The sequence below is a fragment of the Nocardia sp. NPDC051750 genome, from assembly GCF_044453135.1.
In the GTDB taxonomy this organism is placed as follows: domain Bacteria; phylum Actinomycetota; class Actinomycetes; order Mycobacteriales; family Mycobacteriaceae; genus Nocardia.
In genome coordinates this window covers 196,971-220,281 of the sequence record NZ_JBITCK010000005.1, presented here as the reverse complement: position 1 = coordinate 220,281, position 23,311 = coordinate 196,971, and the positions used below count along the sequence as shown (strand labels likewise).

Sequence of the window (23,311 nt, the reverse complement as noted above, 5' to 3'; positions counted from 1 at the left end):
ATTCTCACGGCATCCGGGCGGCCGCCCCGAGACCGACGTCGATGACGGTTCCGGTGACATAACGCCCGGATTCGGCGACGAGATGATCGACGGCGTCGGCTATCGCCTCCGGCGGGCACCACGGAATGCGCATGGGGCTCATGCGTGCGTAGCGATCTTCGACATCCTCGCGGGCGGGGTTGTCGAGCTCGGGGGCGAACAGGGAGTACAGCGCCGGGTTGTGGAGCATCGGGGTGTCCACATTGGTGGGGCAGACGATATTCGCGGTGACGCCGGTTTCCGCGTATTCGAGGGCGACGGATTTGACCAGGCCGATGACCCCCCATTTCGATGCCGAATAGTGGGCGAGATTCGGGGTTCCCTGCCGGCCGCTCATCGAGGAGATGGCGACGATTCTGCCCCACCCGCTGGTCATATGGGGGAGTACCGCGCGGAGGCAATGGAACGTTCCGGTCAGGTTGGTGGCGAGCATATCCGACCACATGGCGTCCGAGAGTTCGGTGATCGGCGCGAATCCCACGATTCCCGCGCAGGTGACGAGAATGTCTATACCGCCCGAATTTTCGGCCACCGAGTCGGCGAAGGCTGTTACGGAGCCGGAATCCCGGACATCGAGTGCGGTTGCGTGGCAGCGCCCGCCTTCCTCCTCGATCAGCCGGGCGGTTTCGGTGAGATCATCTGCGGTGGCCAGCGGATACGGGGCGGTATCGCTGGGTGCGCACAGGTCCGCGAGTCGGACGGTGGCGCCGCGGCGGGCCAGGGCACGCGCGACGGCGCGACCTTGGCCCCGCGCGGCACCGGTCACGATGGCGGTGCGGCCGTCGAGATCACCTTTCACAGCGTTATCCGGCATTGTCTTCCGCGCTCCTCTCGACCATCTGCTTGACCTGAGCCTTGGCGATTTTTCCGCCGGGCGCCAAGGGCATCCGGTCGAGCACTCGCAGCCGTTCCGGAAAGTACTCCCGGGTGATGCCCTGGTCGCGCAGCCACGAATTCAGCTCTGCGAGCGACAGAGGCGCCGCTCCGGGCGTCACTGTGACTGCCGCGCAGAGACGCTCACCGAAGAGCGGGTCGGGCACGCCGACCGCCGCGACCATCTCGATCGCGGGGTGCTCGCGGATGAAATCCTCCACTTCGAGGGCGGAGATGTTCTTTCCACCGCGGATGATCAAATCCGCCAGGCGGCCCACCACGCGCAATCGGCCGGTATCGTCGACTTCCACGATATCGCCGAGCCGGATCCAGCCGTCGGCGGTGAACAGTTCGGCGTTCGCGGTGTCGTCGTTCCAGTAGCCGGGGGACATGAGCGGTCCGCGGACCGCGGGCTGGCCACGCCGGACATTCGGGCCGGCCTCGTTCGTGTCGTCGGCGAGGATGCGAACGTTCATCTCCTCGATGAGGTGGCCGCCGGTGCCCAGCCGGGTCTCCTCGTCGTCGCGGATCGTGGTGGCGCTCGCCGCTCCGGTTTCGTTGGAGCCGTAGAACTGCAGGACCAGGGCTCCGGTGATGTCCTCGAAACGCTTGGCCTCGGCGTAGGGCACGGCTTCACCGCCGGTGAACATGACGCGTAGAGCCTCCGCCCGGGACAGCTCCCGGTCCGGGGTCTGCAGCATCATCCGGAACTGGGTGCTCACGCAGGCGAGGACCGTGGCGCGGTGCTCGGCCATCAGATCGATCGCGACCGCCGGATCGAACCGGCTCATCACCAAGGCCGGCCGGCCGAGGAGCGCGGGCAGGAAATGCGAGGTCCACAGCCCGAATCCGAACGGGGCGGGCACGAACGCGGCGACGATCTCCGCGGCGCTCATCTCGGCGTTCCGGCAGGCTATCGCGGCGAAAGCGCTCCACCGGCGCTGCGTCTGCATGACGAGTTTCGGCCGCCCGGTGGTGCCGGATGTGCTGTTGAGCAGGCAGACATCGTCGACAGAGAATTCCCGGGCCGGCCGGTCGATGCTTGCCGGCGCCGCGGAACCGTCGATGGTGACGTGTGTTCCGTCGACGAGCACCACGTGATCGGGGGCGGTGTTCCGTATCTGTAGTTCCCGCACCAACTCCGAGACAGGCACGCCCCGGTTCTCGCACGCGGTGACGAGCACGGTGGAGCCCGAGGCCGACATCAGATGGGCCAGTTCCGCCGGCCCGGAGCGGGCCCCGACCGCGACGGCGAGGATCCCCGCCCGGTAGGCGCCGACGAGTGTGGCGTGGAACTCCACGGTGTCGGGCAGATACACCGTGACTGCGGGAATATCCCCGAGGGAGAGCAGCGCTGCGCCGACGCGGTCGGCGAGGTGGTCGTATCCGGCCCAGCTGGTGGTTCCGTCCGGGCCGATGTAGGCGGGTTCGTCGGCGCGGGTGCTGCCCCAGCGACGGACCAGATCGCTGACGGAGTAGCCGGTGTATGCCTCGGGGTCCGTGGTGAAATCCGGGGCGGCGGTGATATCGGTGCGAGAGGCGGGTGGCATCAGAGAGCTTCCTCGAGCATCCCCATGGACGCCCGGTAGGCGGTGTCGAGGTCGTCGGCGCTGTTCTTCGGCTCCGAGAGCGAACCACGGATCATGACGTACCCGCGATCGACGATCCGGGACACGCGGTACAGCGCCGGCTCGGCGACCAGCACCGTGATCCCCGAATCCGCCAGTTCCCGTACGTGGTCGAGCAGTTCACCGGCGATCTTGGGGGAGAGCCCGGTGGTCATCTCGTCGAGCAGCAGTGCGCGCGGCGGCACCAACAGGGCACGGGCGAGCAACAGCATCTGCTGTTCTCCGCCGGAGAGCACGCCGGCGAACTGTTTCGCGCGGGTCCGCAGAATCGGGAAGCGGTCGAACGCCGAATCGAGCACATCGTTGCGGGCGCCCAGCAAGCGCGCCCCGATCTCGAGGTTCTCCCGGACGGTCAGACGCGGGAAGAGTTGCCGGCCCTGCGGCACGAACGCGACCCCGGCGCGCAACCGTGTCCGGGCCGGCGCGCCACGGAGGTCGCGGTCGTCGACGGTGACGGTCCCGGTGGCCGGTGTGCTGCCGAACACCGCCGACAGCAGGCTCGACTTACCGGCGCCGTTCGGCCCGACCACCGCTGTGACCTCCCCGGAGTGGGCCTCGAACGCCACATCGCGGACCGCGACGGCCTTCCCGTACCGAACCGTGAGTCCGTGCACCCCGATCACTGCAACTCCTCCGAGGTAGATACCTGTGGGCCGGTACCGAAGTACACGGATTGCATTTCCGCGCTGCGCATACAGTCCTGGGGGCTGCCGGTGAAAGCCACCGCGCCGTCGGCCAGCAGGACCACCGCATCGGCGAGTTCCGCGATCAGGTCGACATTGTGGTCCACCAGGACCACCGACTGCCCCGCGTCGCGGACCTGGTGAACAGCGTGGGAGATCGCCGCGATTCCCTCGGTATCGGATCCGGCGAAGGGTTCGTCCAACAGCAGGACCCGGGGCCCGGCGGCCATGGCGCGGGCGATTTCGACGAGACGCTGGGAGCCGAGACCGAGGCTGCCCGTGGGTACCCGGTCCGTGGTGACGCCGTACTCTTCGGCCACCGCCGCCGCCTGCTCGAGCACCGAACGGGGAGTGCCCGCGAGGCCGCGCAGGAGCGCACGCACCGACGCGCCGTAGGAGCCGATCGACCGGCCGACGATACCTGGCACGATGTTCTCGACGGGGGTCAGTTCCAGCGCCAGCTGTGGGTGCTGGAAAGTGCGGGCCAGGCCGGCCCGTGCCCGCACGGCGGGGCCGTCGGGCAGGGCGTGGCCGTCGACATGCACCGTGCCCGCGTTCGGGATCTGGGTTCCTACGATGCAGTCGACCAGGGTAGTTTTCCCCGCACCGTTCGGGCCGACCAGACCGAGCACCCGTCCGGCGGGCAGGTCGAAACTTACGTCGTCGACCGCGGTGACGCCGCCGTAGCGTTTGGTCAACCCGGTCACGGACAGCAGAGCCGTGGATGCCATCGTCGTCACTTCCTGTCCGGTTTCCGGGACGGTACGAGCCGCAGCAGTCGCTGTGCCCAGCCGATCACGCCGCCCGGTGCGAGCAACAGGATCACCAGCACGATGACGGCCAGCAGCAACTCACCCGAGCCCTGGTATCCGGGCATGTTCAGGGTGACGCCGACGGCGATCAGCGCACCCAGCGGAGCGCCCCACGCCGAACCCCGGCCACCGATGATCGGCATGAAGATCGCGAGGAACACCAGGTCCAATCCGAACGTCTCCGGAGTCACCGCCTGCACCGATACGGTGAACAGCGCGCCACCCGTCGAGGCGATCGCCGCACCGACGGCCAGCGCCACCACGGTGAGATGGGCCGGGGAAATACCGGCGGACTGCACCGCCGGCGCGTTCTCCCGCGCGGCGGACAGCGACAGCCCCCACGCCGACCGGCGCAGCCGATCGATCAGCACCGCGATGGCGCAGACGAACACGATCGCGGCCACCACCTGGGCATACCGCGGGGGATCCCAACCGAACAGTGACGGCACCGGAATATTCGCGATCCCGGAGGACCCGCCGGTGATCGTGGTGGCATCGCCGAGCCAGTGCTCGAAAGCGATGGCGAACAGCAGGGTCACGGCAGCCAGATAGAAACCCGACAGCTTCCTGGTCGCCACCGCCAGCACCAGGGCGACCGCGGCGGCGATCAGCATTCCGGCGAGCCAGCCCCACCACGGCGAAAGCCCTTGCTTCACCGACAGATACGCCACCGCGTACGCGCCGATGGCGGCATAAGCGCTGTAGGCCATGGACAGCGAGCCGGCCAGGACGAAAGGCAGATACATGCCCAGCGCCACCAGCGCGTAGGTGGCGGCCAGGAAAACCAGGTCCTGCCGATACAGGCTGGGCCCCATCCAGAGCAGCACCGCGGCGAGGACGGCGAGGCAGATGCCCAGTTCCCCGAGCACGGTCCGCGCGGCGGCGCCGGTCGGGGTAGCGGTTCCAGTGGTCACGGCCATCACACCCGCACCTTTCGTTGGAACAGGCCTTCGGGCCGGAACGCGAAGAACACGAGGGCGACGAGGAAGATGGCGATCGAACTACCGGTCGCGCCGAAATAGAAACTGCCGAACACCTGCACAAAGCCGAGTGCGAGCCCGCCGATCAGGGGCGCCCACGGCTTTCCGGTGCCGCCGACGACGAGCGCGAGGAATCCGGTGAGCGTCCAGGACAATCCGCTGGTGAACTGGGCACCGGATTTGGCCGCGAAGACGATTCCCGCGATCCCGGCGACGGCTCCGGACAAGCCGAAGGCCCACAACCGGACCCGGTTGACATTCACTCCGATCATCCGAGCCGCGTCGTGGTTGTCACCGACCGCGCGTAACAGCTGGCCCGTCGCGGTGGCGCGGAGCCAGAGGACCGTGGCCCCCAGGGCGACCGCGGTGACCAGAATGATGGTCGCTGTCGTTCCCTGTACGCCCACCGAGCCGATGCGGAAGTCCGGCAATCCGAGCAGATTCGGCACCGACACCGGGGTCCGGCCGAAGACTGTGCCCGCCAGCTGTTGAATCGCGAACAGGGTCGCGGTGACGGCGACCAGGGCGGGAAGTTCGGCCCCCCCGGAGCGTCGCTGCACCGGCCGGACCACCACGATCTCGGTGAGCAGCGATATCCCTACGGCCACCGCGATGCCCAGGATCGCGCCGAGCAGGATCGGCAGACCCCAGTGTGCGGCAGCGTAGCCCGCGAGCAGCGCGGCGGCCATCGCATAGGGGCCCGCGGCGAAGTTGAAGAACGAAGCGCCCACCACGACCAGGTAGATCGATAATGCGACCAGCGCGAAGAAACAGCCGATTTCGGTGGCAGCCAGCCACAACTGTGGATCACTCATCGACCGGATCCCTTCGGCGTGCACTCCGGCTGATATTCCGTCCAGGGTCCGGCGGGAACGTTGCCGGGACCGAATTCGACGAGCACCAGCCCGCAGGCCGAATCGGGAGCGATGTGGTCGTCCGGCGCGAACGACAGGGTGAGCGGTGCCTGCCCGAAACTCGCCGGAACATCACGGACCTGCTGCATCGCCTCATTGAGGCGGTGCCGATCGGTATGGGTGCCGGCGACCTCGATCGCCCGCGCGAGCAGCATCACCGAGTCGTAGGCCTGCGCATCGTAGGCCGTCAGGGAATAGGTGGGCCCCTTGACGGTTCGGAGCCAGTCCTGCAATTCCGCGGTCCGGGGGTTGTCCTCGCTCAGGCTGCCCATATAGACCAGGCCGTCGAGGGATCCGGGCGCCGCGAGTTTCCACGACTGGGGCTGGTTTCCGATGGATGCCAGCGAGAAGCGCTGGAGCCCGGGTGCCAGCCGGTGCACCGTGTTCTGCGCGAGCAGTTCGAAATTGCCGCCGACACTCGCGACGAGCACCACATCCGGATCACTGTCGAGGAGGCGACTCACGCCCGCGGTGAGATCGGCGGCGTCGACGGCGGCCTTCTGGGTGCCGACGATGTCGATGCACTCCCGCAGTTTCGGATAGAGCGTATCGAGGATTCCCGCGATCGCCGGACTCGAATCGGCCAGGACACCGAGCCGTTTCTTGCCCTGCGCCGCGAACGCCCCGCAATAGACGTCGGCGTACTGGGCCAGCGGGTTGGGGACCATATAGGCGAATTCGTTGCCGGGCGGGCCGGCGACCGCATCGGTCAGCGCGGTGGGTGCGATGGTGACGACCTCGGTGGATTGCGAAATCTGTTTGGCCTGGAGTGCGGATCCACTGCCCGTGGCGAGGATGACGGCGGAGGCGCCCTGGTCGACCAGCTTGCGAATGATGGAGGGCGTATTCGTCGGGCTGCTCTCGTCGTTCTCCACCACCAGCCGGACCTCTTTGCCGCCGATTCCGCCCTCGGCATTGAGCCGATCCACTGTGGCGCGGACGGTGTCACCGGCGATCGTCGAATACGACGCCCCCGGCCCGGTCGAATCCTCGTCCATACCGATGACGATGTAGTCGTCCACCGGTTCACGGACCTGGGCACAGCCCGCCGGCAACAACGCCGCGGCGAGCACCCAGGCAAGTACCCGGGCACGTCTCATGGGACCACCACCAATCAAGCAAACGCTTGGGCATTACCAAGCGGATGCTTGAGAGTGTGTCCTGCGCCACTGCTTCTGTCAACGGGTTGCCGCGCACGTATCCATCGTGAACGTGACTACGGGTCGGTGAGCAGCGTTTTCGTCAGCTCCGCGAGCTGACGCTCGATCCGGTCGAGACGCTCGGTGACCACCCTGGAGTCACTGGCCAGGCCGCTGATCGCGGGGGCCTCCGGGGCGGCGCCACCGTCGACGAACGCGGCCACCACGGTGTCGGTCACCTCGTCGCGCCGCTCGGACAGGTGCTCTCGGTGGTAGCGGATCGACCACCACACACCCTCGCGCAGCATCCGCGCGAACTCGACCGGGTCGAGCCCGGCACGGAGTTCCCCGGACGTGCTGGCCCTGGTGGCGGCGTCGATCCAGAAGGTGTGCGCCTCGCGGACGGCGTCCGCGATCGCTTCGGGAGCATCGGGTCCGTGGTAAGCCCGCTCGTTCTGGTAGATCTCGGTCGCGTACGGATGCGCCTCGGCGATTTCGATCGACGAATAGACCAGGGCGCGCAGCTCCTCGCGCATTCCGCTGACATGGGGCAGCACCGATCGGTACCGGGCGTTCAGGTCGGTCAGGAAATCGTCGAGGATCGCGAACGCGATCGCATCCTTGGAGGGGAAATGATGATAAAGGCTGCCGGACAACATGCCGACGCCCTCGGCGATATCCCGGACGCTGGTCCCCGCCACCCCGTGCTCGACGAAGAGCCCGGCGGCAACATGTTTGATCTGGTCTCGGCGGTTCACCACGCGCTCATGCTTACCGCCGGTATCGACGGCTGTCGAGCGGCCACGCATACCGGCGCCGGTCGAACCGTCCGCGTCGGGTTCAACCCCGGGAGCCGGGCAGTGACGCGATCAAACGGTCGAGGGCCGGGCGGCCGGTCGTGTACTGCGCGGCCCGGCGGCGCTCCCCGGCGGCGTTGTTCTCCTGGGCCCGGTCGTGGACGCTCGGGCCGTGCACGAGCCGGACCTTCAGCTCTGCGGGGCGGCCCGGCCGGAATACGCACGCGCTCTCGGGATTCCGCTCACCAGCTTCGAGACCTGGGCGCATCAGCATCTGCGCAGCGCATAGGTCCGCGCCGGGCACCGTCGATTGCCGATCCGGGCCGCGAGCCGGTGTGCACGCGTCGAATAGCGATTGACAGCGCGGTCATCCGTCGATAATGTCGTGCCCCTCATGGGTACTTTGTTGTTCTTCCTGTAATCACGTCCCGACGCGTCGAGCGCCCTCATCTACCGAGTGGGCCTCCGCGTTCTTCCCCCACCACGTTCACCGGTCCCGCCGGTTCTCTCGGCGTGTGTGGGTTCCCGTGATCGCGGCCGTCGGGCCGAGAACAGGAGGACATTCATGCTCACTGCTGCTCAACTCACCCTCTCCGGAACCAGCAAACGCTACGGTGACCGCACCGTCCTGGACCGGGTTTCGATCTCGATCGAACCCGGCGAGGCGGTCGGCGTCGTCGGCGACAACGGGTCCGGGAAATCGACATTGCTGAGACTGCTCGCCGGGCGCGAACTGCCCGATAACGGCGAGGTCGGTGTCTCGGCACCAGGCGGGATCGGCTACCTGCCGCAAACACTCGACCTGCCCGGCACCGCGACCGTCGCGGACGCGATCGACCTGGCGCTGGCCGATATTCGCGACCTGGAAGCCCGGTTGCGGAGTGCGGAAGCCGAACTGGGTGCCGGTGGCGCGCTCGAGCCGGTGCTGCGCCGCTATGCGGACCTGCTGACCCGGTTCGAGGCCCGCGGCGGATACCAGGCCGATCGACGTGTCGATATCGCCCTGGCCGGGCTCGGGCTCCCGGGTCTGGCGCGAGACAGGCTGCTGGGCGAGCTGTCCGGCGGGGAACGGTCCAGGCTCGCACTCGCGGCGACGCTGGCGGCCGCACCGGAGCTGCTGCTGCTCGACGAACCGACCAACGACCTCGACGATGCCGCGGTGGCCTGGCTCGAACAGTATCTGCGCGGCCATCGCGGCACCGTTGTCGCCGTCACGCACGACCGGGTGTTCCTGGAGCGGATCACCAGCGTGGTGCTCGAGGTCGCGGACGGGCGGATCGCCCGGTTCGGCGACGGCTACGACGGTTACCTGCGTGCCAAGGCGGCGCAACGGCGGCGGATGGCCGAGGAATACGAACGATGGAAGGAGGAGCTGGCCCGTAATCGCCGGCTGGCCGAATCGAATGGTGCCCGGCTGGACGCTATTCCGCGAAAACTGCCGCTGGCGGTCTTCGCGGCCGGGCCGTTCCGGGCCCGCGGGCGCGACCACGGCGCCCGCGGGCGTATCCGCAATGCGAAGGAACGCCTCGAGCGGCTCACCGGCAACCCGGTTGCCGCACCACCGGACCCGTTGAGTTTCACACCGGAACTGGACAACCAGGCGCCGGTTCCGGACGGGCCGGTGGCCGAGCTGACCGGTGTGCGGGTCGCCGACCGGCTCGCGGCCGGGGATCTCTCCCTTGCCGCCGGCGAGCGCCTGCTGGTCACCGGGCCCAACGGTGCCGGTAAGACCACGCTGTTGCGGTTGCTGGCCGGGGAACTGGATCCGGACAGCGGTTCGGTGCGGGTTCGCGGCCGCGTCGGATTTCTACGACAGGAGGAGGTTCCGTGGCCCGCGAAGATGACCGTGCTGCAGGCGTTCGCCGACGGCCGCCCTTGGCATCCGGAGGAATACGCCGGGGAATTGCTGCGCTTGGGCCTGTTCCGGCCCGACGATCTGGGCATGCGGGTCGGTGACCTTTCCTACGGGCAGCGCCGGCGGATCGAACTGGCGCGCCTGGTGAGCGATCCGGTCGACCTGTTGCTGCTCGACGAACCGACCAACCATCTCTCCCCGGCGCTGGTGGAAGAGCTCGAGGAGGCGCTGATCGGATACCGGGGCGCGCTGGTGGTCGTCACCCACGACCGGCGGATCCGCGAACGCTTCCGGGGTACCCGGCTCGAGGTGCAGGAGGGGGTGTGTTCGGGTGCCGGCCCAACAGCGCGGTCGGCATGAGGTCGGTGGACGTGGCTCCGTACTGCGGAGGCCCACGTCGACGAGCGAGTGGATCTCCGGATCCACTGCCGTGGCTTCGCGGGTCTCGTGGTCGCCACAACCGGTGCCGCGGAAATGGCGCCGGTGACGGGTCCTTGCTGGTAGGCCACGGAGGGGCGTGATCGTATCCGGCCGAAGGGTTATAGCATTTCCGCATCGGATATGACCGTGACCTGCGCTGTCGTGTCGCTGAATGAACGGCGCTGGATAGCGCCGGCGGCTCCTGCACAGATGGTGAAGGAGTCACGTGGCCCCGGCTCGGGTGGTGGGGGAGCGACCGTGGCCACCGGAGTGGAGTGGGACTCGATGGTGCGTGTTTCTCAGTCCGCTATCACCTCCGCGAGTTCCTCCACCTCGCGGATGACCGGGGCAGGGACGCGTACTTCGCCTGGCGTATAGGTCACCGAGCGGAGGCGGCCGGTGAAACGGAACGGTCCGCGTCGCTCGCGGAGGTCCCAGACGACAGGGCCGCGTGCGTCGACTCCGACCGAGATACCGGTCCATGGCGCCATACCGACCAACTGGAACTGGTTGTCGAGGGTGGCGATATCGGTGGTGTTCCCGGCCGTGTCGGTGACGGCGAGGACGAAATTCCACCGCACTGTTTCGGTGGCGGTCGCCCGCAGCTGCACACCCACCACGCCCGCGGGCAGCGGCGCCGAGGTGCGCGCTACGCGGCCGTAGCTGTTCAGCGCGAAAACGAGCTGCCCGTCTTCCACGTAGAGGATGTATCCGCCGTGCGGGTCGCCGTGGGCGACGAGCACGCCCTCCGTGCCGTCGGAGATCTCGTCGGTGACCACGTCGATGGTGAAGTCCCGGTACTGGATCAGCACACTCGACCGGTATCGCTCGAGGGGCGGCGTTCCGGCGAGGATCTTCACCGGCTGGGCGAGTCGCCGCTCGTCGGGGCGCCGGCCACCCGCCCGCCGGTCGTTGAGCAGCGGGAAGACGGTGTTGTACCAGGCAGCGCGGTCCCAGGCTGCGGCGAGCTCGCGTACTTTCTCGGGGAACAGGTGAGCGACATCGGTGGTTTCGGCCGGATCCGATTCCACGTCGAACAGTTGCCACTGCGGATCGTCCACCCGGGCCGGATCAGTGTGCAGCGAGAGCAGCTTCCAGCCGTCCCGGTAGAACCCGCGGTGACCGCCGAACTCGGCGTACTGCTCGGAATGCGGGGTCGGCACCGTGGCATCGCGCAGTACCTCGGCGATGCTGACGCCGTCCCGTTCCTGGGCGGGTCGGCCGTGCCGATGGGTGGGCGTCCGCAGCCCGGCGAGATCGAGAAGTGTGGGCGTGATATCGGTGACGTAGGAGTAGTGCTTGCGCAGTCCGCTGTCGCCTTCCGGCCGCTGCAGTCCGGCGGGCCAGGAGATCAGGAACGGTACCCGCACCCCACCGGCGAAGGTCTGCCCCTTGTAGAAGCGGAACGGTGTGTTGGAGGCCTGGCCCCAGCCGCGCGGGTAGTGGACGCCGATCTTGTCGGTACCGATGAGTTCTTCGTCGAGGGGTACATCGCGCACCCAGTCCTGCGGTACCGGCCCGTGCACGAACTGGCTGAAGTACGAGCGGGTTCCGGCCGCGCCGCCCTCCGCGGTACCGCCGTTGTCCGAGGTGAACACGATGATGGTGTTATCGGCTTCGCCGAGTTCGTCCAGGGTGTCGAGGATTCTGCCCACGCTCTGGTCGATGCTGTCGACCATCGCCGCGTACACCTCCTGGTAGCGGACGTAACGCTGCTGCTCCTCGTCGCTCAACTCGTCCCACGGCGGGGCGTCGAAACCGGGCTCGGTATTGCGCTCGGCCATTGCCGTATCCGGTGCGAAGAAACCCGCCGCCTTCTGCGCCTCGAACCGGTTGCGCCGGACCTCGTCCCAGCCTTCGGCGTACCGGCCGCGGTATTTGGCCAGGTCCTCCGGTTTCGCCTGATGGGGGCCGTGCATCGCGATATGGGCGAAGTAGAGGAAGAACGGTTTGCCGGCGTCGTGGGCGCGCAGGCTCTTGATCTGTGCGACGGCGCGGTCGGTGATGTCGTCGGTGACGTAGTAGTCCGCCGGGTACTCCTCGATATCGACGACGGAATTATCGGCGATCAGGGCATTCGGATAGAAGAAGGAGTTCATCCCCTCGATCGACCCGTAGTAGGTGTCGAATCCGCGCTGGAGCGGCCAGGAGTCGCGGGTGCGTCCCGGCGCCAGGTTGGTGTCGCGGGCCAGATGCCATTTGCCGACGGCATGCGTCGCGTACCCGTTGGCGCGCAGGATCTCCGGCAGGCTCAGGACATCGTCGGCCAGTTCGAGCCGGAGTCCGGGGAAGCCGGGGTCGGAATTGGCGACAGTTCCGTATCCGGCGCGGTGCGGGTTGAGTCCGGTGAGCAGCGCCGCCCGCGCGGGGGAGCAGACGGAGGTGGTGTGGTAGTTCGACAGCCGGTACCCGGTGCCCGCGAGCCGGTCGAGATTGGGCGTCGCGATCTCGGAGCCGAAGGGGCCGATATCGGAGTAGCCCATATCGTCGATCAGGACGACCACGATATTGGGTGCACCGGCGGGCGCCTTCGGCTCCGGCGCCCACCACGGCGTGGACTCCGCGCTGGTCCGCGCGATATGCCCGCCGAACCCCTCATATCCTCGTGCGTCGGCGGGAATACTCGAATCCGGCACGGTGGCAGTTCCTTTCACGTGGTGGCACATTCCCGCGGAGGCCGGGAAACATCTCGGCACGGAGAAACATTTCCCGCTCGAGCCGGGAAAATATTACGTTTGCTCACGACCGTGCCGAGTAGTTGAAATCGCAGCGATTCCAACCGCCGGTTCTGTGCTGCGGCACCTCGACGCCGATTCGGCCCTTGCGGCGAACCCGGCCGAACAGGAAGCGGCCGCGCCGGCTCCGCTGCTGGAGGTCACCGGTCTCGCCGTGGTCTATTCGGGCCGCACGGTCGCGGGGCCCGTACCGGCCCCGGCGGCACGATGACTCTGGTGGCGCTGCGCTAGCATCGGCGGACTTGGCGTCCACGCACACCTGTGGGCGTGTGTACTTCCGCGAGAAAGGGATCGGTGCTGCGATGGACCCGCGACGGATCGAGCTCAACCGCCGGCACAGCCGGGAAATGGGCAAGTTGCACAAGCGGTTTCTGGACGCCCACCCGGATCCCGAATTCGGCGAAATCCCCATGACGGATGCCGAGGATGCCGCCTGGGGCGCCTACAGCGCCGAGTTGCTCGCGCGTCATCAGGCCGAACGTGAGGCGCTGGCGACCCAACTCGAAGCCGAGCACGAGCAACGGCAACGTGCCACCGCGGCTGCCGGCCGGATGGACGAGACCGAGGCGATCTCCCGGGTGGTCCTGTGGATCAGAGCGCACGGTCTGGACTATCCGACCGAAGGACTGAAGGCCGAACGTTTTTCCGTGGGGTGGTCCGTCTATGCGCCGGTCGAGATCGACGAAAGCGACCCGTTGGCCTTCCTGGACATCCCGGTGGGGCGGGCCATATTCCTGATCGGCGATTCCGGCCGGATCGAGGAGTCCTCGTCGAGTGTTCCGCCGTCGGTCGCCCGCGACGGGTTCACCCGGCAGGAACTTGCCCTCCGCGACGACGGGTAGCGGCCGGGCCCGCTGTCGGAGCCCGGTTTATCCGCGGCCGGCCGGAACGGGCTCGGGCCGGGCGATGCTGCGCCCGACGGCATGGAGGTGGCCGACGGATTGGGCATAGGAGGCGACCAGACCGGTCTCGCAGTAGGGCACCCCGATTTCCGCGCAGTACTCGGCGACCATCGGCTGGGCGTGGCGCAGGTTGGGGCGCGGCATGGAGGGGAACAGATGGTGCTCGATCTGATAGTTGAGACCGCCGAACGCCGTGTCGACCACGGGCCCGCCGCGGACATTGCGCGAGGTGAGTACCTGCCGGCGCAGGTAGTCGGTGTTGTCACCGGCGGGCAGCACTTCCATACCCTTGTGGTTGGGCGCGAACGTGGATCCCATGTACAGCCCGAACAGACCCTGGTGCACGACGATGAAGACGACCGCCTGGAGCGGCGGGAGTACGAAGAAGACGATCGCGAGATATCCGGCGGCGTGTGCGAGCAGCGTCGCCGCTTCCAGCCGGCGCCGGGGGATGGACCGGTTCACGAGCGCCCGGACACCCGCGAAGTGCAGGCTCCAGCCCTCCAGGAGCAGCAGCGGGAAGAACAGCCAGCCCTGGTAGCGGAAGATCAGCCGGCGCACCCCGCGGCCCGCACGGGCGCGCAGACTCGAATGGGCCAGCACACCCATGATGTCCGGATCGGCATCCTCGGTGTTGGGATGGGCGTGGTGCCGGTTGTGGTTACTGGTCCACCAGCCGATACTGACCCCGATCGCCAGGTTCCCGAACACCAGCCCCAGCAGGAAGTCGGTGCTGCGGCGGCCGGAGATCTGCCGGTGCCCGGCATCGTGACCGAGGAAGGCGAACTGGGCGAAGACCGCGGCCAGGAAGGCGGCGGTGGCGAGCTGCCACCAGGAATCGCCGATCAGCACGAACGCGGTCCAGCCGGCCACCAGGGCGAGCAGGACGACCGCGCTCTTCCAGGCGTAATACCCCGGCCGCCGGTCCAGCAGGCCCGCGTCACGGACCTGCCGCAACAGCACGGAGTAGTCGGTGGTGCGGGCGGGTTTCGATGTCCGGATCCGGTCGGCGGGTACGTCGTATTCGGCGGCGTTTGCCGTCATGTGGTAACCGATCTGTGCACAGGTGTCGTTTCGCCGGTGGATCACGCTGACCGCCGCCGGCCGACCGTCACGGTCGACTGATGCGCTCAGCGTACCTGCGCCGGGTCCGTGGCACCTCCGCCCGGTCCGGGAATTGTGCCGATCCGGCCGCGGTGGATCGGACGGACCGGTATCTCATGGTCCGGGCCGGTGTGGTGGCCGGGGGAGCAGGTCGTCGAGGCCGAGGACATTGAAGTATCCGAAGAAGAGGAACTGGGTGAACCAGGTCGACATCTGCCGCGAGGAGTGGGCGGTGCCGTTCTCGAGCCACCACGCGGCCATCCCGAGGAAGAGTTCGGCCGCGAAGGTGACGACCATCTCCTCCGGCATGAGCCGTTCCGCGGGTTTCGGCACGGCGTCGATTCGCTCCTGGACCAGATCACCCAGCAGGCTCCTGGCCCGGATGAGGAACCGCCTGCTGCGGGGATAGGCCAGGAGCGGCCGGTAGAGCCGGTCGTGCTGGGCGATGTGGTCGAACAACAGCGCACCGCTCGCGATCCGCGCGGTCATATCGAGGGGGCCGCCGGTGATCGGTGACGACCGGCCGGTACTGCGGGCGGCGTGCACCAGGATATCCGCGGCGAGGTCGTCCTTGTCCTCGTAGTAACGGTAGAACGTGGCCCGGTTGATCATGGCGTGCTCGGCGATATCACCCACGGTCACCTTCTGATACCCGCGCTCGCCGGCGAGGCTCAGGAGTGCGGAGCGCAGCTGCGCCCGGGTGCGCCGCACCCGGATATCGGGCCGGTCGCCGGGATCCTGGCTCATGCGACAACTCCGCTCGTCTGTTGTCTCTGCGACACAGAGTGAATTCTGTCGGATGACGCCAACCCTAGGCCGTTCCTACGCTCGGGTGTATCGGGGGAAAACGAATCGGAAAGCGAGGGTTCCGGTGTCCGAAGAAGTAGTTTCTCCGACCGGCCGGTCGGAGTTCAGCAGAGACAGGGCGTTGCATGCCGAGTACGTGCGAACGGCGGCGGGAGCTCCCTATGGAGGCGCAACGCTCGGTGAGGTGCTTCATGTGGCGCGTGAAGTGGCGGCGCGGGGCGAAACCCGGGCCGGCTATATCGACTGCTGGACCGAGCTCGGCAGGCGAGTCGCCGATTCCGCGGCGGAAGCGCGGAAATCCGGGCGCCGTGCCACCGCGCTGAGTGCCTCGCTGCGTGCATACAACTATCTGCGGGCCGCGGAATATTTCTTCCCGGCGCATCTGCTGGACGAGCGAAGAGAAAGATACGCGGAAAGCGTTGCGCAATTCGATACCGCACTCCCGTTGATGCCGTTCCCGGCGGAGAAGATCGACGTGCCCTATCGGGACGGAGTTTCGCTGCCCGGCTATCTGTTCCGTGCCGCGGCGGACGACGAACCCCGGGCCACCGTCGTCGTCAACGGTGGGCAGGACGGAGCCGGTGAGGAAATGTACTTTCTGGCCGGTGTCCCGGAAGCGCTGGCCCGCGGACTGAATGTGCTGACCTTCCATGGCCCCGGCCAGCGCGGGTTGCAGCTCTACCATCCGGAACTCGGCTTCCGCCCGGACGCCGAGGTTCCCCTCGCCGCCGTCGTCGACTATGCGTCCTCTCGACCGGAGGTCGACGAGGCTCGGATCGGTCTGTACGGAGTGAGTTTCGGGGGCTATCTGGCGCCCCGCGCCGCGGTCCACGACCGGCGGATCCGGGCGCTGGCATGTAACGCCCCGATACTCGACCTGCCGGCAATCATCTTGGGCACGGCGGCCGGAACCACCGGTGTCGAGGACGAGTTGCGGGCCGCGCCGTGGAGTTCGCGGGCCTATGTGGAGAATTACGTTCTGTGGCACCACGGAGTATCGGGACCCGAGGAGTTCCTTACCCATGCCGCGCGATTCACCCTGGACGGGTTGGCCGGCGATATCGCCTGTCCCACATTGAGTCTGGCCGCGACCGGCGAAACAGCGGTGGCGATGGAACAGGCCCGGCGGTTCCACGACCTGGTGACGGGTCACAAGCGATTCGTCGAGCTGACTGCCCGGCAGGGCGCCGCCGACCACTGCGGTGTGGGGAACGTCCCCTATACCTCGGGGCTGGTCTACGACTGGTTCGCCGAGAACCTCGGATAGCCGGCCGCCCACCGATCAGCCGGTGATCGAGTCCATCCACTCCCGGACCACGGCCTGGTACTCGCCGGTATTGCGGGCGAGATTCACCGAATGTCCGCTGCCCGGCAGGACGAATGTGCGCAGGCGTGCGGCGGGCGAGAAATGCGGTGCTTCGGCCGCCTGCAGCGTGGCGGTATCGGCACATACCTCGCTGCACAGCACATCGGCGCTGCCGTTGACCACGAGTACGGGGGCGGTGATCTCCGTGGACATCGGCGGCAGGGTCGAGGCCAGGCCGTCCGGGTACTCCGTCGCGGCGAAAACGTCCTTGGTCTCCTCGTCCACCGCGACGACCTGCGGGTCGGCGGTCTCGGGTGCGTGGAACGACTGCTCCCGCGTACCCGGCCGGGTGGTGAGATATCCAGTGTCGTAACCGCGGCCGGCGAAAGCGGGATCCCGGTCGGCGGGTTGATACGTGCTGATCACGCCTAGCGCGCCGGGCACGTTGAGGCCGTGTGAGTACCCGGTGAGCAGGACCCCGTCGACATCGTGATGGGTGGTCGCCTCCAGCACGGCGACACCGGAACTGAGCGAATGGCCCCCGGTGACAACGGTATCGAAAGGTTGCGTGCCGGCCAGGCCGGCGCGGAGGGCGCCGATGATCTCGTGCAGGGCCTGCGCATCGCCGGTCGCGGTGACGGCCGTGCTGGCCGGCCGGCTACTCGCGCCGGTACCGAGCCGGTCGATCACCAGCGTCGCGAATCCCGCGGCATTCATCGCGCGGCGGAAGTTGTAGGTCTCCGGTGCGTGCGGGAAATCCCAGTAGGTGTGGTTGTAGTTGGAACCCGGCATCAGCACCAGGACCGTATCGGCCGGTGTCCCGGCCGGCCGGCACAGCGTGGTGGCCAGGGTGCCGCCGGCGCGCACCGTAAAGGGAATCGACTCGCAGCGCGCGGGTTCCGGTTCGCCGGCCTGCGCGACTCCGGGTGTCAGACCCGCCATGAGGGCCGTTGCGGTGGCCAGGATTCGTGCGGCGGCGCGCGCGCGACGTATTCCGTGCGGGCGGCCGGGCAGCGGCGCGTGTGCAGTCATCGGATCGGGACCTTAATCGGGGGTCCACCGGCGCGCAACGGGTGGCACGGCGACCGTGATGCGGCGAGGTGCGGGACGGCATTGTCGCGATATCGACTGTCGCCCACCTTTACTCGAATGCCCGGCTCGAATTGCGCTTCGACAGGGGGTGGCCGATGGAGGGGCGCAGGCCGGATGTGCCCAGTAGGATCAGGGAGGTGACCAGGCGGGCCGTACATTTCGTCGGAAGTTTTCCGGCCGAGAGTACCGATGCGGCCATGCGGGCCATGCTCGACGCCGCCGGTACCCGATTGCGCACGCTGCCCACCGGCGAGACGCGCCGCTACGAGTTCTATATCCGGCCGATCATCGAGGATCTGGTGACGCAAGGTGTCCTCGAGGTGGAACAGCCCCGGGAGTGGCGGACGAGCCGGGACCGCACCCGCTACCGGGTGCCGCGTGGCCGGGCGCTGACCGCGGAAACCATCGAACTGGGGTACCGGCAGGAAACCGAAGAGGCGCTACCGATTTTCGCGGAGCTGCGCGCGGCCCGTCGCCTGTCCGGGATGTCGCTGCAGATCGGCATGCCCACCGATTTCACTCTCGCCTTCATCGCGCTGGGGGCCGGTGGTGTGCTGCGATATCGGAATGCCTTCGCGGGCGCGACCGTTCGCGAGATCGCCGCTGTCCACGAACTCGCCGGGCAGGACGTCGTGATCCAGCTCGAGGCCACCGCCGAACTGGTGTTGATGGCGACGGCGCAGCCGGGACACCAACTGGCCGACCGGGCACTGGGGCTGGCCCGCGGAATAGCGGCGACGGCCGCCGCGGCGCCGGAGGGCACCCGGTTCGGGGTGCACCTGTGCCTGGGCAGCCTGCGGAACAAAGCACGGGCCACCCTGCGGGATACCCGGCCGCTGGTGGACCTGGCCAACGCGATCGTCCGGCAGTGGCCCCCTGGCCGGCCCCTGGAATTCGTGCACGCACCACTTGCCGCGGGTGATATTCCGCCGCCGGGACGGCCGGAATTCTATGCGCCCCTGAGCGGTTTGGCATTGGGCGCGGGGACCGCGTTCTACGCGGGGCTGGTGCACGATATACCCTCCGAGCAGCAACAGCGGAAGGTGCTGTCGTTGGTCGAGAACGCGCTCGGGCGCCCGCTCGACGGTGTCGCCACCGCCTGCGGGCTGGGCCGCCGTCCCCGCGATATCGCCGACGCGCTGATGGCTCGTGCCGAACGACTCGCGGCAGGAGAACCGCCCGCGTGAACCCGGACCGTGTACTCGCCGCCCACCGTGGCAGACGATCGGAGGTGCTGTGGCGGAGATGAAACGCGTACCGGAGGGCGTGGCTCCACAGGAGCCGCGCTCGGCGCGCGTGTTCGACTACCTGCTCGGTGGCAAGGACAACTACGACGTCGATCGGGAGTTCGCCCATCGCATCCTGCAGGTGGCCCCGGAAACCAGATCGCTGGCCTGGTTCAGCCGCAACTTCCTGCTGGAAGCGGTCCGGATCGCCGGGGCGACCGGGGTGCGGCAGTTCATCGATCTCGGCTCGGGCATCCCGACCTCACCGAATGTGCACGAGGTGGCGCACGAGACCGATCCCACGGCCCGGGTCGCCTATGTCGACAACGACCCGGTGGTGTTCGTGCACTGCAATGCGCTCATGGGAAACCATCCCGCGGTGACAGCGCTGCACGCCGATGTACGCCACGCCGACCGGCTGCTCGAACTGCTCGAATCCGAATCGGGAATCGACTTCACCCAGCCGGTGGCGATCACGATGGTCGGCGTATTGCACTTCGTGATGGACGACGAGCATCCCGCCGAACTCGTCGCGCGGTATCGCGATGCCATGGCGCCCGGCAGCTATCTGGCCTTCACGCACGGCGCCGATATCAGTCACCCGGAGATCATCGCGCGGACCTCGCAGGACGCCATGAACACCTCCGCGCAGGTCAGATACCGATCTCTCGACCAGGTGACCTCCTTCCTGGACGGTTTCGAGAACCTGGAGCCCGGTGTGGTCCCGTTGCAGCAGTGGCTCGCCGACGACCTCCCGGAAACCAAACTGGTGCTCTACGGAGCGGTCGGCCGGAAGAACTGAGAACCTGCTACCAGGCCCGGCGCCGTCTCCGGCCTCGGTGACAGCATCTCGGTCCGGGGTGGGCTCCCGCGGTGGTCTCGATTGCGCGTCGGTTCCCGGTCGTGGCCACCGCCGGCCTGTTCCGGGGTGTTCGAAACCGGCGGGCGGGGTACATCCGATCGGCCGACCGTGGTCCGAGCAGGAAGGAGTCTCCGTCCCGCCGCCCAACCCGCATGGTCACGGTTGCGGGAGGCGGGTCCCTGCGCCGGCCTTCGAGCCGACGGGCCGCGCCCCGAGTCGGTCGCGGGCGTCCAGCGTTGTGTTACGGAGGAGACGGGAATGAGCTATCGGATCCTGGTCCTGACGGCCCTGCTCGCCGCCGCCTGTTCCGGTGTGGTGCCGTCGGCCGCGCAACCGATCCCGGAACCGGGTACCCCGGTCGAGAGCGTGCCCGCGCGCAGCGCCATCTCGTTCCGCGGCCCCAACGGCATCCGCTGGGGTACGGCGAACGAGGACGAAACGCGGAGCGCGCTGTCGATGGCCAAGCTCTACCTGGCCGATTTCGCCCTGCGCCACGGTGACGGTTCCGCGGAAGACCGGGTCCACGCGGAACGCATGATCCGCCTCTCCGACGATGCCGCCGCTGATGCCGTCGCCGCGAAGTACCCGCAGGCCATCGGTGCGATCGCCGCGGAGTACGGCCTGGAGCAGACCACACCCACCGCCAGCTGGCACACCTCCACCACCAGTGCGGCCGACCTCGCCGACTTCCTCGCCGCGAAACAGGCGACCGACGCGGCCTCGCCGATCCTCGGGTGGATGGCCACGGCACCACCGGTCGCTGCGGACGGCACCCGCCAGAACTGGGGCACCGCCCGGCTCCCGGGGGTTGTGGGCAGCAAATGGGGCTGGTCGGATATTCCGCCGCCGGAGGTCGCGTCGGCGTCCTTCGGTCCGGGATTCACGGTGGCGGCCCATACGCGGGGCAGTGCGGCCGATCAGACCGCCGATGTGGAGCGGGCCTTCGCGGAGGCTCTCAGGCAGCTCTCCGGTGTGGTGGCCGGGGTCGCGGGACCGTGACGCCGCTCATGTTCGCGCGTGGTGCCGGATGCCTTCGCTGGCGCCGAAGCTCGACTCTTCGGGGCCGACCAGGCCCAGCAGGGTCAGGGGCCGCGACGTGACGGCGTTGGTCAGGTACGTCAAGGTGATCGCCCACCGGTTGATCCCGCGCGGTACGGCGTACGTGTGGTACGCGCGGGTGACAGCCTTGGCCGGGAGACCGGACAGGCGTAGACCGAGGGGATTGGCGACGGCGAAGCGAGGTCCGAGGTCGACCACCAAACCCATATCCCGATGTTTGTAGGCCTTGGCCACGCCGATTCCCAGGCTCGCGGCGACGTTACGGGCCAGAGTTTTGCCCTGGCGGGTGGCGTGCTGGGCGGTCGGTGGGGTGATCTCGCCGGGCTTCGTGAGGTCGGGAACGGCGGCCGCGTCACCGCCGGCGAAGACGTCGGGATGGCCGGGTACCCGGAGTTTCGCGTCGACGATCAGCCGTCCGCGTTCCATCGGCAGATCGAGCGTGCCGAGGACCGGCGCCCCGGTCACGCCGGTCACCCAGGCGACGGTATAGGTCGGGACAGTGGTCCCGTCGGTGAGTACGACATGGTCGCCGGTGAGTTCCTTCAGCGAGGTGCCGAGCCGGATATCGATGCCGCGGTCGCGGAGAACGGCCAGCACCTGGTCGCTCAGTTTCTCGCCGACCTCGGGCATCACCCGGTCGGCCATATCCAGCAGCACGAAACGGATCTCGGACGGGGCGAAAGCGCGGCGGGCGGCGTAGGCGTCGGCCAGCGCCCGGAGCTGGGCGACGAGTTCGGTGCCGGCGTACGACGCACCGACCACGACGACAGTGCGTCGCGCCTGTCGTACTCCGGGGTCGTCTTCGTGGTCGGCGAGTTCGAGTTGGCGGAGCAACTGTTCGCGCAGGTACAGCGCTTCGGCGACGGTTTTCAGGCCGCGTCCGTGGTCCGCGAGGCCGGGAACATCGAACAGCTTGGTCACCGACCCGGGGGTCAGCACGAGGCGGTCCCAGGACAGTTCGCGCGGGCCGTGGTATTCGCTGGTCACCGTGATCGTTTTGCGGATCGGATCGATCGATTCGGCGGTGGCGACCACCAGGCGGACCCGGGGCAGGGCGTCGGTCAGCGAGACGGCCACGAACCGGGGGTCGATGAGCCCGCCCGCCACATCCGGCAGCAGCGGTGTGTACAGCATGTAGTCGGTGGGCGTGACAAGCACGACCTCGGTATCGTCGCCCGCCGCCGCCAGCGTGCGGCAGAGTCGGCGAGCACAGGTGAACCCGGCGAATCCGCTGCCCACAATGACGACCCGCCGCGAACCGGCGTTGCTGTCGATGGTGCCCTCGGGGTCCGGCACAGTCACCGCCTCCTTCGTCTCGGTTACCGGAGGCGATTCCCGGAAGTTCACGGCCGAAACGGTGAGGTGGCTTTGTATCGCGGATTCTGTCCGGGGCTCTCAGCGGTACAGGCCGAGTAGTGCGCGTGATGCCGCATCGACGATGTCGTCGGCGGTCACCTGCAGGGAGCCGTCCAGCCAGGCGGTGACCAGTTCGGCCATCCCGCCGATGAAGAGCAGGCCCGCGGTCTCGTCCGCGGTGACGCTGCGGCCGGGTGTGCCGAGGAATTCCCGGGCTTCGAGTGCCGACTGATGCGCGAGGTGGCGCAGGAGCTGGGTCCGGCGCTGCCGCAGTTTCGGGATGGCGACGGACTCCACGATGGCCACTCGGCCCTTACGGGGATCGTCGAGTAGCAGCTGGACGAATGAGCGGATCGATGCGCGCACCCGTGCCTCCGGCTCTGCCCCCGCGTCATCGGCGGCCCGCCGGCTGATTTCCTCGATCTCGGCCGCGATCTCGTCGAGCACGGCTTCGAGCGCCGCGTCGAGGCCGGTGAAGCTCTCGTAGAAGTACCGCTCGGTGAGCCCGGCCTCGGCGCAGACTGCGGTCATGGTGGTCCGTGTTTCCGGGTCGGCCCAGACCGTGAGGGCCGCTTCGAGCAGCCGGGCCCGGCGTTCGGCGGCGCGATCGGCCGCGCTCACACCCCGGTAGACCCCCGATTGCACGGCCACGGTACCAGCATGCCACAGGGGATTCGCGACAAAGGTTGACAGGATGTCCTTCCTGAATCAGGCTGGACGTG

At 68.1% G+C, this 23,311-nt stretch carries 22 protein-coding genes; 7 read left to right on the top strand and 15 right to left on the bottom strand.

What is annotated here, in order from left to right:
• Positions 1 to 4 precede the first annotated feature (4 nt).
• From ACIA75_RS22790 to ACIA75_RS22750, 9 genes are all read right to left on the bottom strand, one after another.
• A complete protein-coding gene (locus ACIA75_RS22790) occupies positions 5 to 853 on the bottom strand; it encodes a mycofactocin-coupled SDR family oxidoreductase (protein WP_397107132.1) in 849 nt (282 codons plus the stop codon).
• Positions 843 to 2,462 (bottom strand): class I adenylate-forming enzyme family protein, encoded by a 1,620-nt coding sequence (locus ACIA75_RS22785; RefSeq protein ID WP_397107130.1) that lies wholly within the window; start codon positions 2,460 to 2,462, stop codon positions 843 to 845. The genes ACIA75_RS22790 and ACIA75_RS22785 overlap by 11 nt, the downstream gene beginning before the upstream one ends.
• Positions 2,462 to 3,163: an ABC transporter ATP-binding protein gene (locus ACIA75_RS22780; protein WP_397107127.1), complete on the bottom strand. Its 702-nt coding sequence runs from the start codon at positions 3,161 to 3,163 to the stop codon at positions 2,462 to 2,464. Before ACIA75_RS22780 ends, ACIA75_RS22785 begins: the two co-directional genes overlap by 1 nt.
• Entirely contained in the window at positions 3,160 to 3,954 is a 795-nt protein-coding gene (locus ACIA75_RS22775; protein WP_397107125.1) for an ABC transporter ATP-binding protein, read from the bottom strand. The genes ACIA75_RS22780 and ACIA75_RS22775 overlap by 4 nt, the downstream gene beginning before the upstream one ends.
• 5 nt (positions 3,955 to 3,959) lie before the next feature.
• The gene (locus tag ACIA75_RS22770) at positions 3,960 to 4,955 is read right to left on the bottom strand and encodes a branched-chain amino acid ABC transporter permease (protein WP_397107123.1); all 996 of its coding nucleotides are present in this window, start codon (positions 4,953 to 4,955) and stop codon (positions 3,960 to 3,962) included.
• Positions 4,955 to 5,830, bottom strand: a complete 876-nt coding sequence (locus ACIA75_RS22765; RefSeq protein ID WP_397107121.1) for a branched-chain amino acid ABC transporter permease — start codon at positions 5,828 to 5,830, stop codon at positions 4,955 to 4,957. The genes ACIA75_RS22770 and ACIA75_RS22765 overlap by 1 nt, the downstream gene beginning before the upstream one ends.
• Complete coding sequence (locus ACIA75_RS22760) at positions 5,827 to 7,029, bottom strand: ABC transporter substrate-binding protein (protein WP_397107119.1); 1,203 nt, start codon at positions 7,027 to 7,029, stop codon at positions 5,827 to 5,829. The genes ACIA75_RS22765 and ACIA75_RS22760 overlap by 4 nt, the downstream gene beginning before the upstream one ends.
• A 116-nt stretch (positions 7,030 to 7,145) precedes the next feature.
• Positions 7,146 to 7,829, bottom strand: a complete 684-nt coding sequence (locus tag ACIA75_RS22755; RefSeq protein ID WP_397107117.1) for a TetR/AcrR family transcriptional regulator — start codon at positions 7,827 to 7,829, stop codon at positions 7,146 to 7,148.
• 79 nt (positions 7,830 to 7,908) lie between these two features.
• Positions 7,909 to 8,139 (bottom strand): hypothetical protein, encoded by a 231-nt coding sequence (locus ACIA75_RS22750; protein ID WP_397107115.1) that lies wholly within the window; start codon positions 8,137 to 8,139, stop codon positions 7,909 to 7,911.
• 291 nt (positions 8,140 to 8,430) lie between these two features.
• On the opposite strand from ACIA75_RS22750, the gene ACIA75_RS22745 reads away from it, so the two are divergent.
• On the top strand, positions 8,431 to 10,080 hold the full coding sequence (locus ACIA75_RS22745) for a TlrC/CarA/OleB/SrmB family ABC-F type ribosomal protection protein (protein WP_397107113.1): 1,650 nt from the start codon (positions 8,431 to 8,433) through the stop codon (positions 10,078 to 10,080).
• A gap of 359 nt (positions 10,081 to 10,439) precedes the next feature.
• Here ACIA75_RS22745 and ACIA75_RS22740 read toward each other — a convergent pair whose 3' ends face one another.
• Positions 10,440 to 12,806, bottom strand: coding sequence for an arylsulfatase (locus ACIA75_RS22740; protein ID WP_397107998.1), 2,367 nt, complete (start codon positions 12,804 to 12,806; stop codon positions 10,440 to 10,442).
• A 124-nt stretch (positions 12,807 to 12,930) separates the two neighbouring features.
• Between ACIA75_RS22740 and ACIA75_RS22735 the strand changes: the two genes are divergently transcribed.
• Together ACIA75_RS22735 and ACIA75_RS22730 are read left to right on the top strand one after the other, a co-directional pair.
• Complete coding sequence (locus tag ACIA75_RS22735; RefSeq protein ID WP_397107112.1) at positions 12,931 to 13,086, top strand: hypothetical protein; 156 nt, start codon at positions 12,931 to 12,933, stop codon at positions 13,084 to 13,086.
• 91 nt (positions 13,087 to 13,177) lie between these two features.
• The gene (locus ACIA75_RS22730; protein ID WP_397107110.1) at positions 13,178 to 13,717 is read left to right on the top strand and encodes a hypothetical protein; all 540 of its coding nucleotides are present in this window, start codon (positions 13,178 to 13,180) and stop codon (positions 13,715 to 13,717) included.
• A 27-nt stretch (positions 13,718 to 13,744) separates the two neighbouring features.
• On the opposite strand, the gene ACIA75_RS22725 is transcribed toward ACIA75_RS22730, so the two are convergent.
• Together ACIA75_RS22725 and ACIA75_RS22720 are read right to left on the bottom strand one after the other, a co-directional pair.
• On the bottom strand, positions 13,745 to 14,821 hold the full coding sequence (locus ACIA75_RS22725) for a fatty acid desaturase family protein (RefSeq protein WP_397107108.1): 1,077 nt from the start codon (positions 14,819 to 14,821) through the stop codon (positions 13,745 to 13,747).
• A gap of 174 nt (positions 14,822 to 14,995) precedes the next feature.
• On the bottom strand, positions 14,996 to 15,628 hold the full coding sequence (locus tag ACIA75_RS22720; RefSeq protein ID WP_397107106.1) for a TetR/AcrR family transcriptional regulator: 633 nt from the start codon (positions 15,626 to 15,628) through the stop codon (positions 14,996 to 14,998).
• Between the two features lie 253 nt (positions 15,629 to 15,881).
• On the opposite strand from ACIA75_RS22720, the gene ACIA75_RS22715 reads away from it, so the two are divergent.
• Positions 15,882 to 16,955 (top strand): alpha/beta hydrolase family protein, encoded by a 1,074-nt coding sequence (locus tag ACIA75_RS22715; protein ID WP_397107104.1) that lies wholly within the window; start codon positions 15,882 to 15,884, stop codon positions 16,953 to 16,955.
• 15 nt (positions 16,956 to 16,970) lie between these two features.
• Here the strand turns inward: ACIA75_RS22715 and ACIA75_RS22710 are convergent, their stop codons facing one another.
• The gene (locus tag ACIA75_RS22710; protein WP_397107102.1) at positions 16,971 to 18,026 is read right to left on the bottom strand and encodes an alpha/beta hydrolase; all 1,056 of its coding nucleotides are present in this window, start codon (positions 18,024 to 18,026) and stop codon (positions 16,971 to 16,973) included.
• Positions 18,027 to 18,223: 197 nt separating this feature from the next.
• Between ACIA75_RS22710 and ACIA75_RS22705 the strand changes: the two genes are divergently transcribed.
• From ACIA75_RS22705 to ACIA75_RS22695, 3 genes are all read left to right on the top strand, one after another.
• Positions 18,224 to 19,273: a hypothetical protein gene (locus ACIA75_RS22705; protein ID WP_397107100.1), complete on the top strand. Its 1,050-nt coding sequence runs from the start codon at positions 18,224 to 18,226 to the stop codon at positions 19,271 to 19,273.
• Positions 19,274 to 19,331: 58 nt separating this feature from the next.
• Entirely contained in the window at positions 19,332 to 20,114 is a 783-nt protein-coding gene (locus ACIA75_RS22700) for an SAM-dependent methyltransferase (protein WP_397107098.1), read from the top strand.
• A gap of 318 nt (positions 20,115 to 20,432) precedes the next feature.
• Positions 20,433 to 21,173, top strand: a complete 741-nt coding sequence (locus ACIA75_RS22695; RefSeq protein ID WP_397107096.1) for a hypothetical protein — start codon at positions 20,433 to 20,435, stop codon at positions 21,171 to 21,173.
• Between the two features lie 6 nt (positions 21,174 to 21,179).
• On the opposite strand, the gene ACIA75_RS22690 is transcribed toward ACIA75_RS22695, so the two are convergent.
• Both ACIA75_RS22690 and ACIA75_RS22685 read right to left on the bottom strand, forming a co-directional pair.
• The gene (locus ACIA75_RS22690; protein WP_397107996.1) at positions 21,180 to 22,529 is read right to left on the bottom strand and encodes an NAD(P)/FAD-dependent oxidoreductase; all 1,350 of its coding nucleotides are present in this window, start codon (positions 22,527 to 22,529) and stop codon (positions 21,180 to 21,182) included.
• 99 nt (positions 22,530 to 22,628) lie between these two features.
• Positions 22,629 to 23,240 carry a TetR/AcrR family transcriptional regulator gene (locus tag ACIA75_RS22685; protein WP_397107094.1) on the bottom strand — a complete coding sequence of 204 codons (612 nt, stop codon included), beginning with the start codon at positions 23,238 to 23,240 and terminating at the stop codon, positions 22,629 to 22,631.
• Between the last annotated feature and the right edge of the window lie 71 nt (positions 23,241 to 23,311).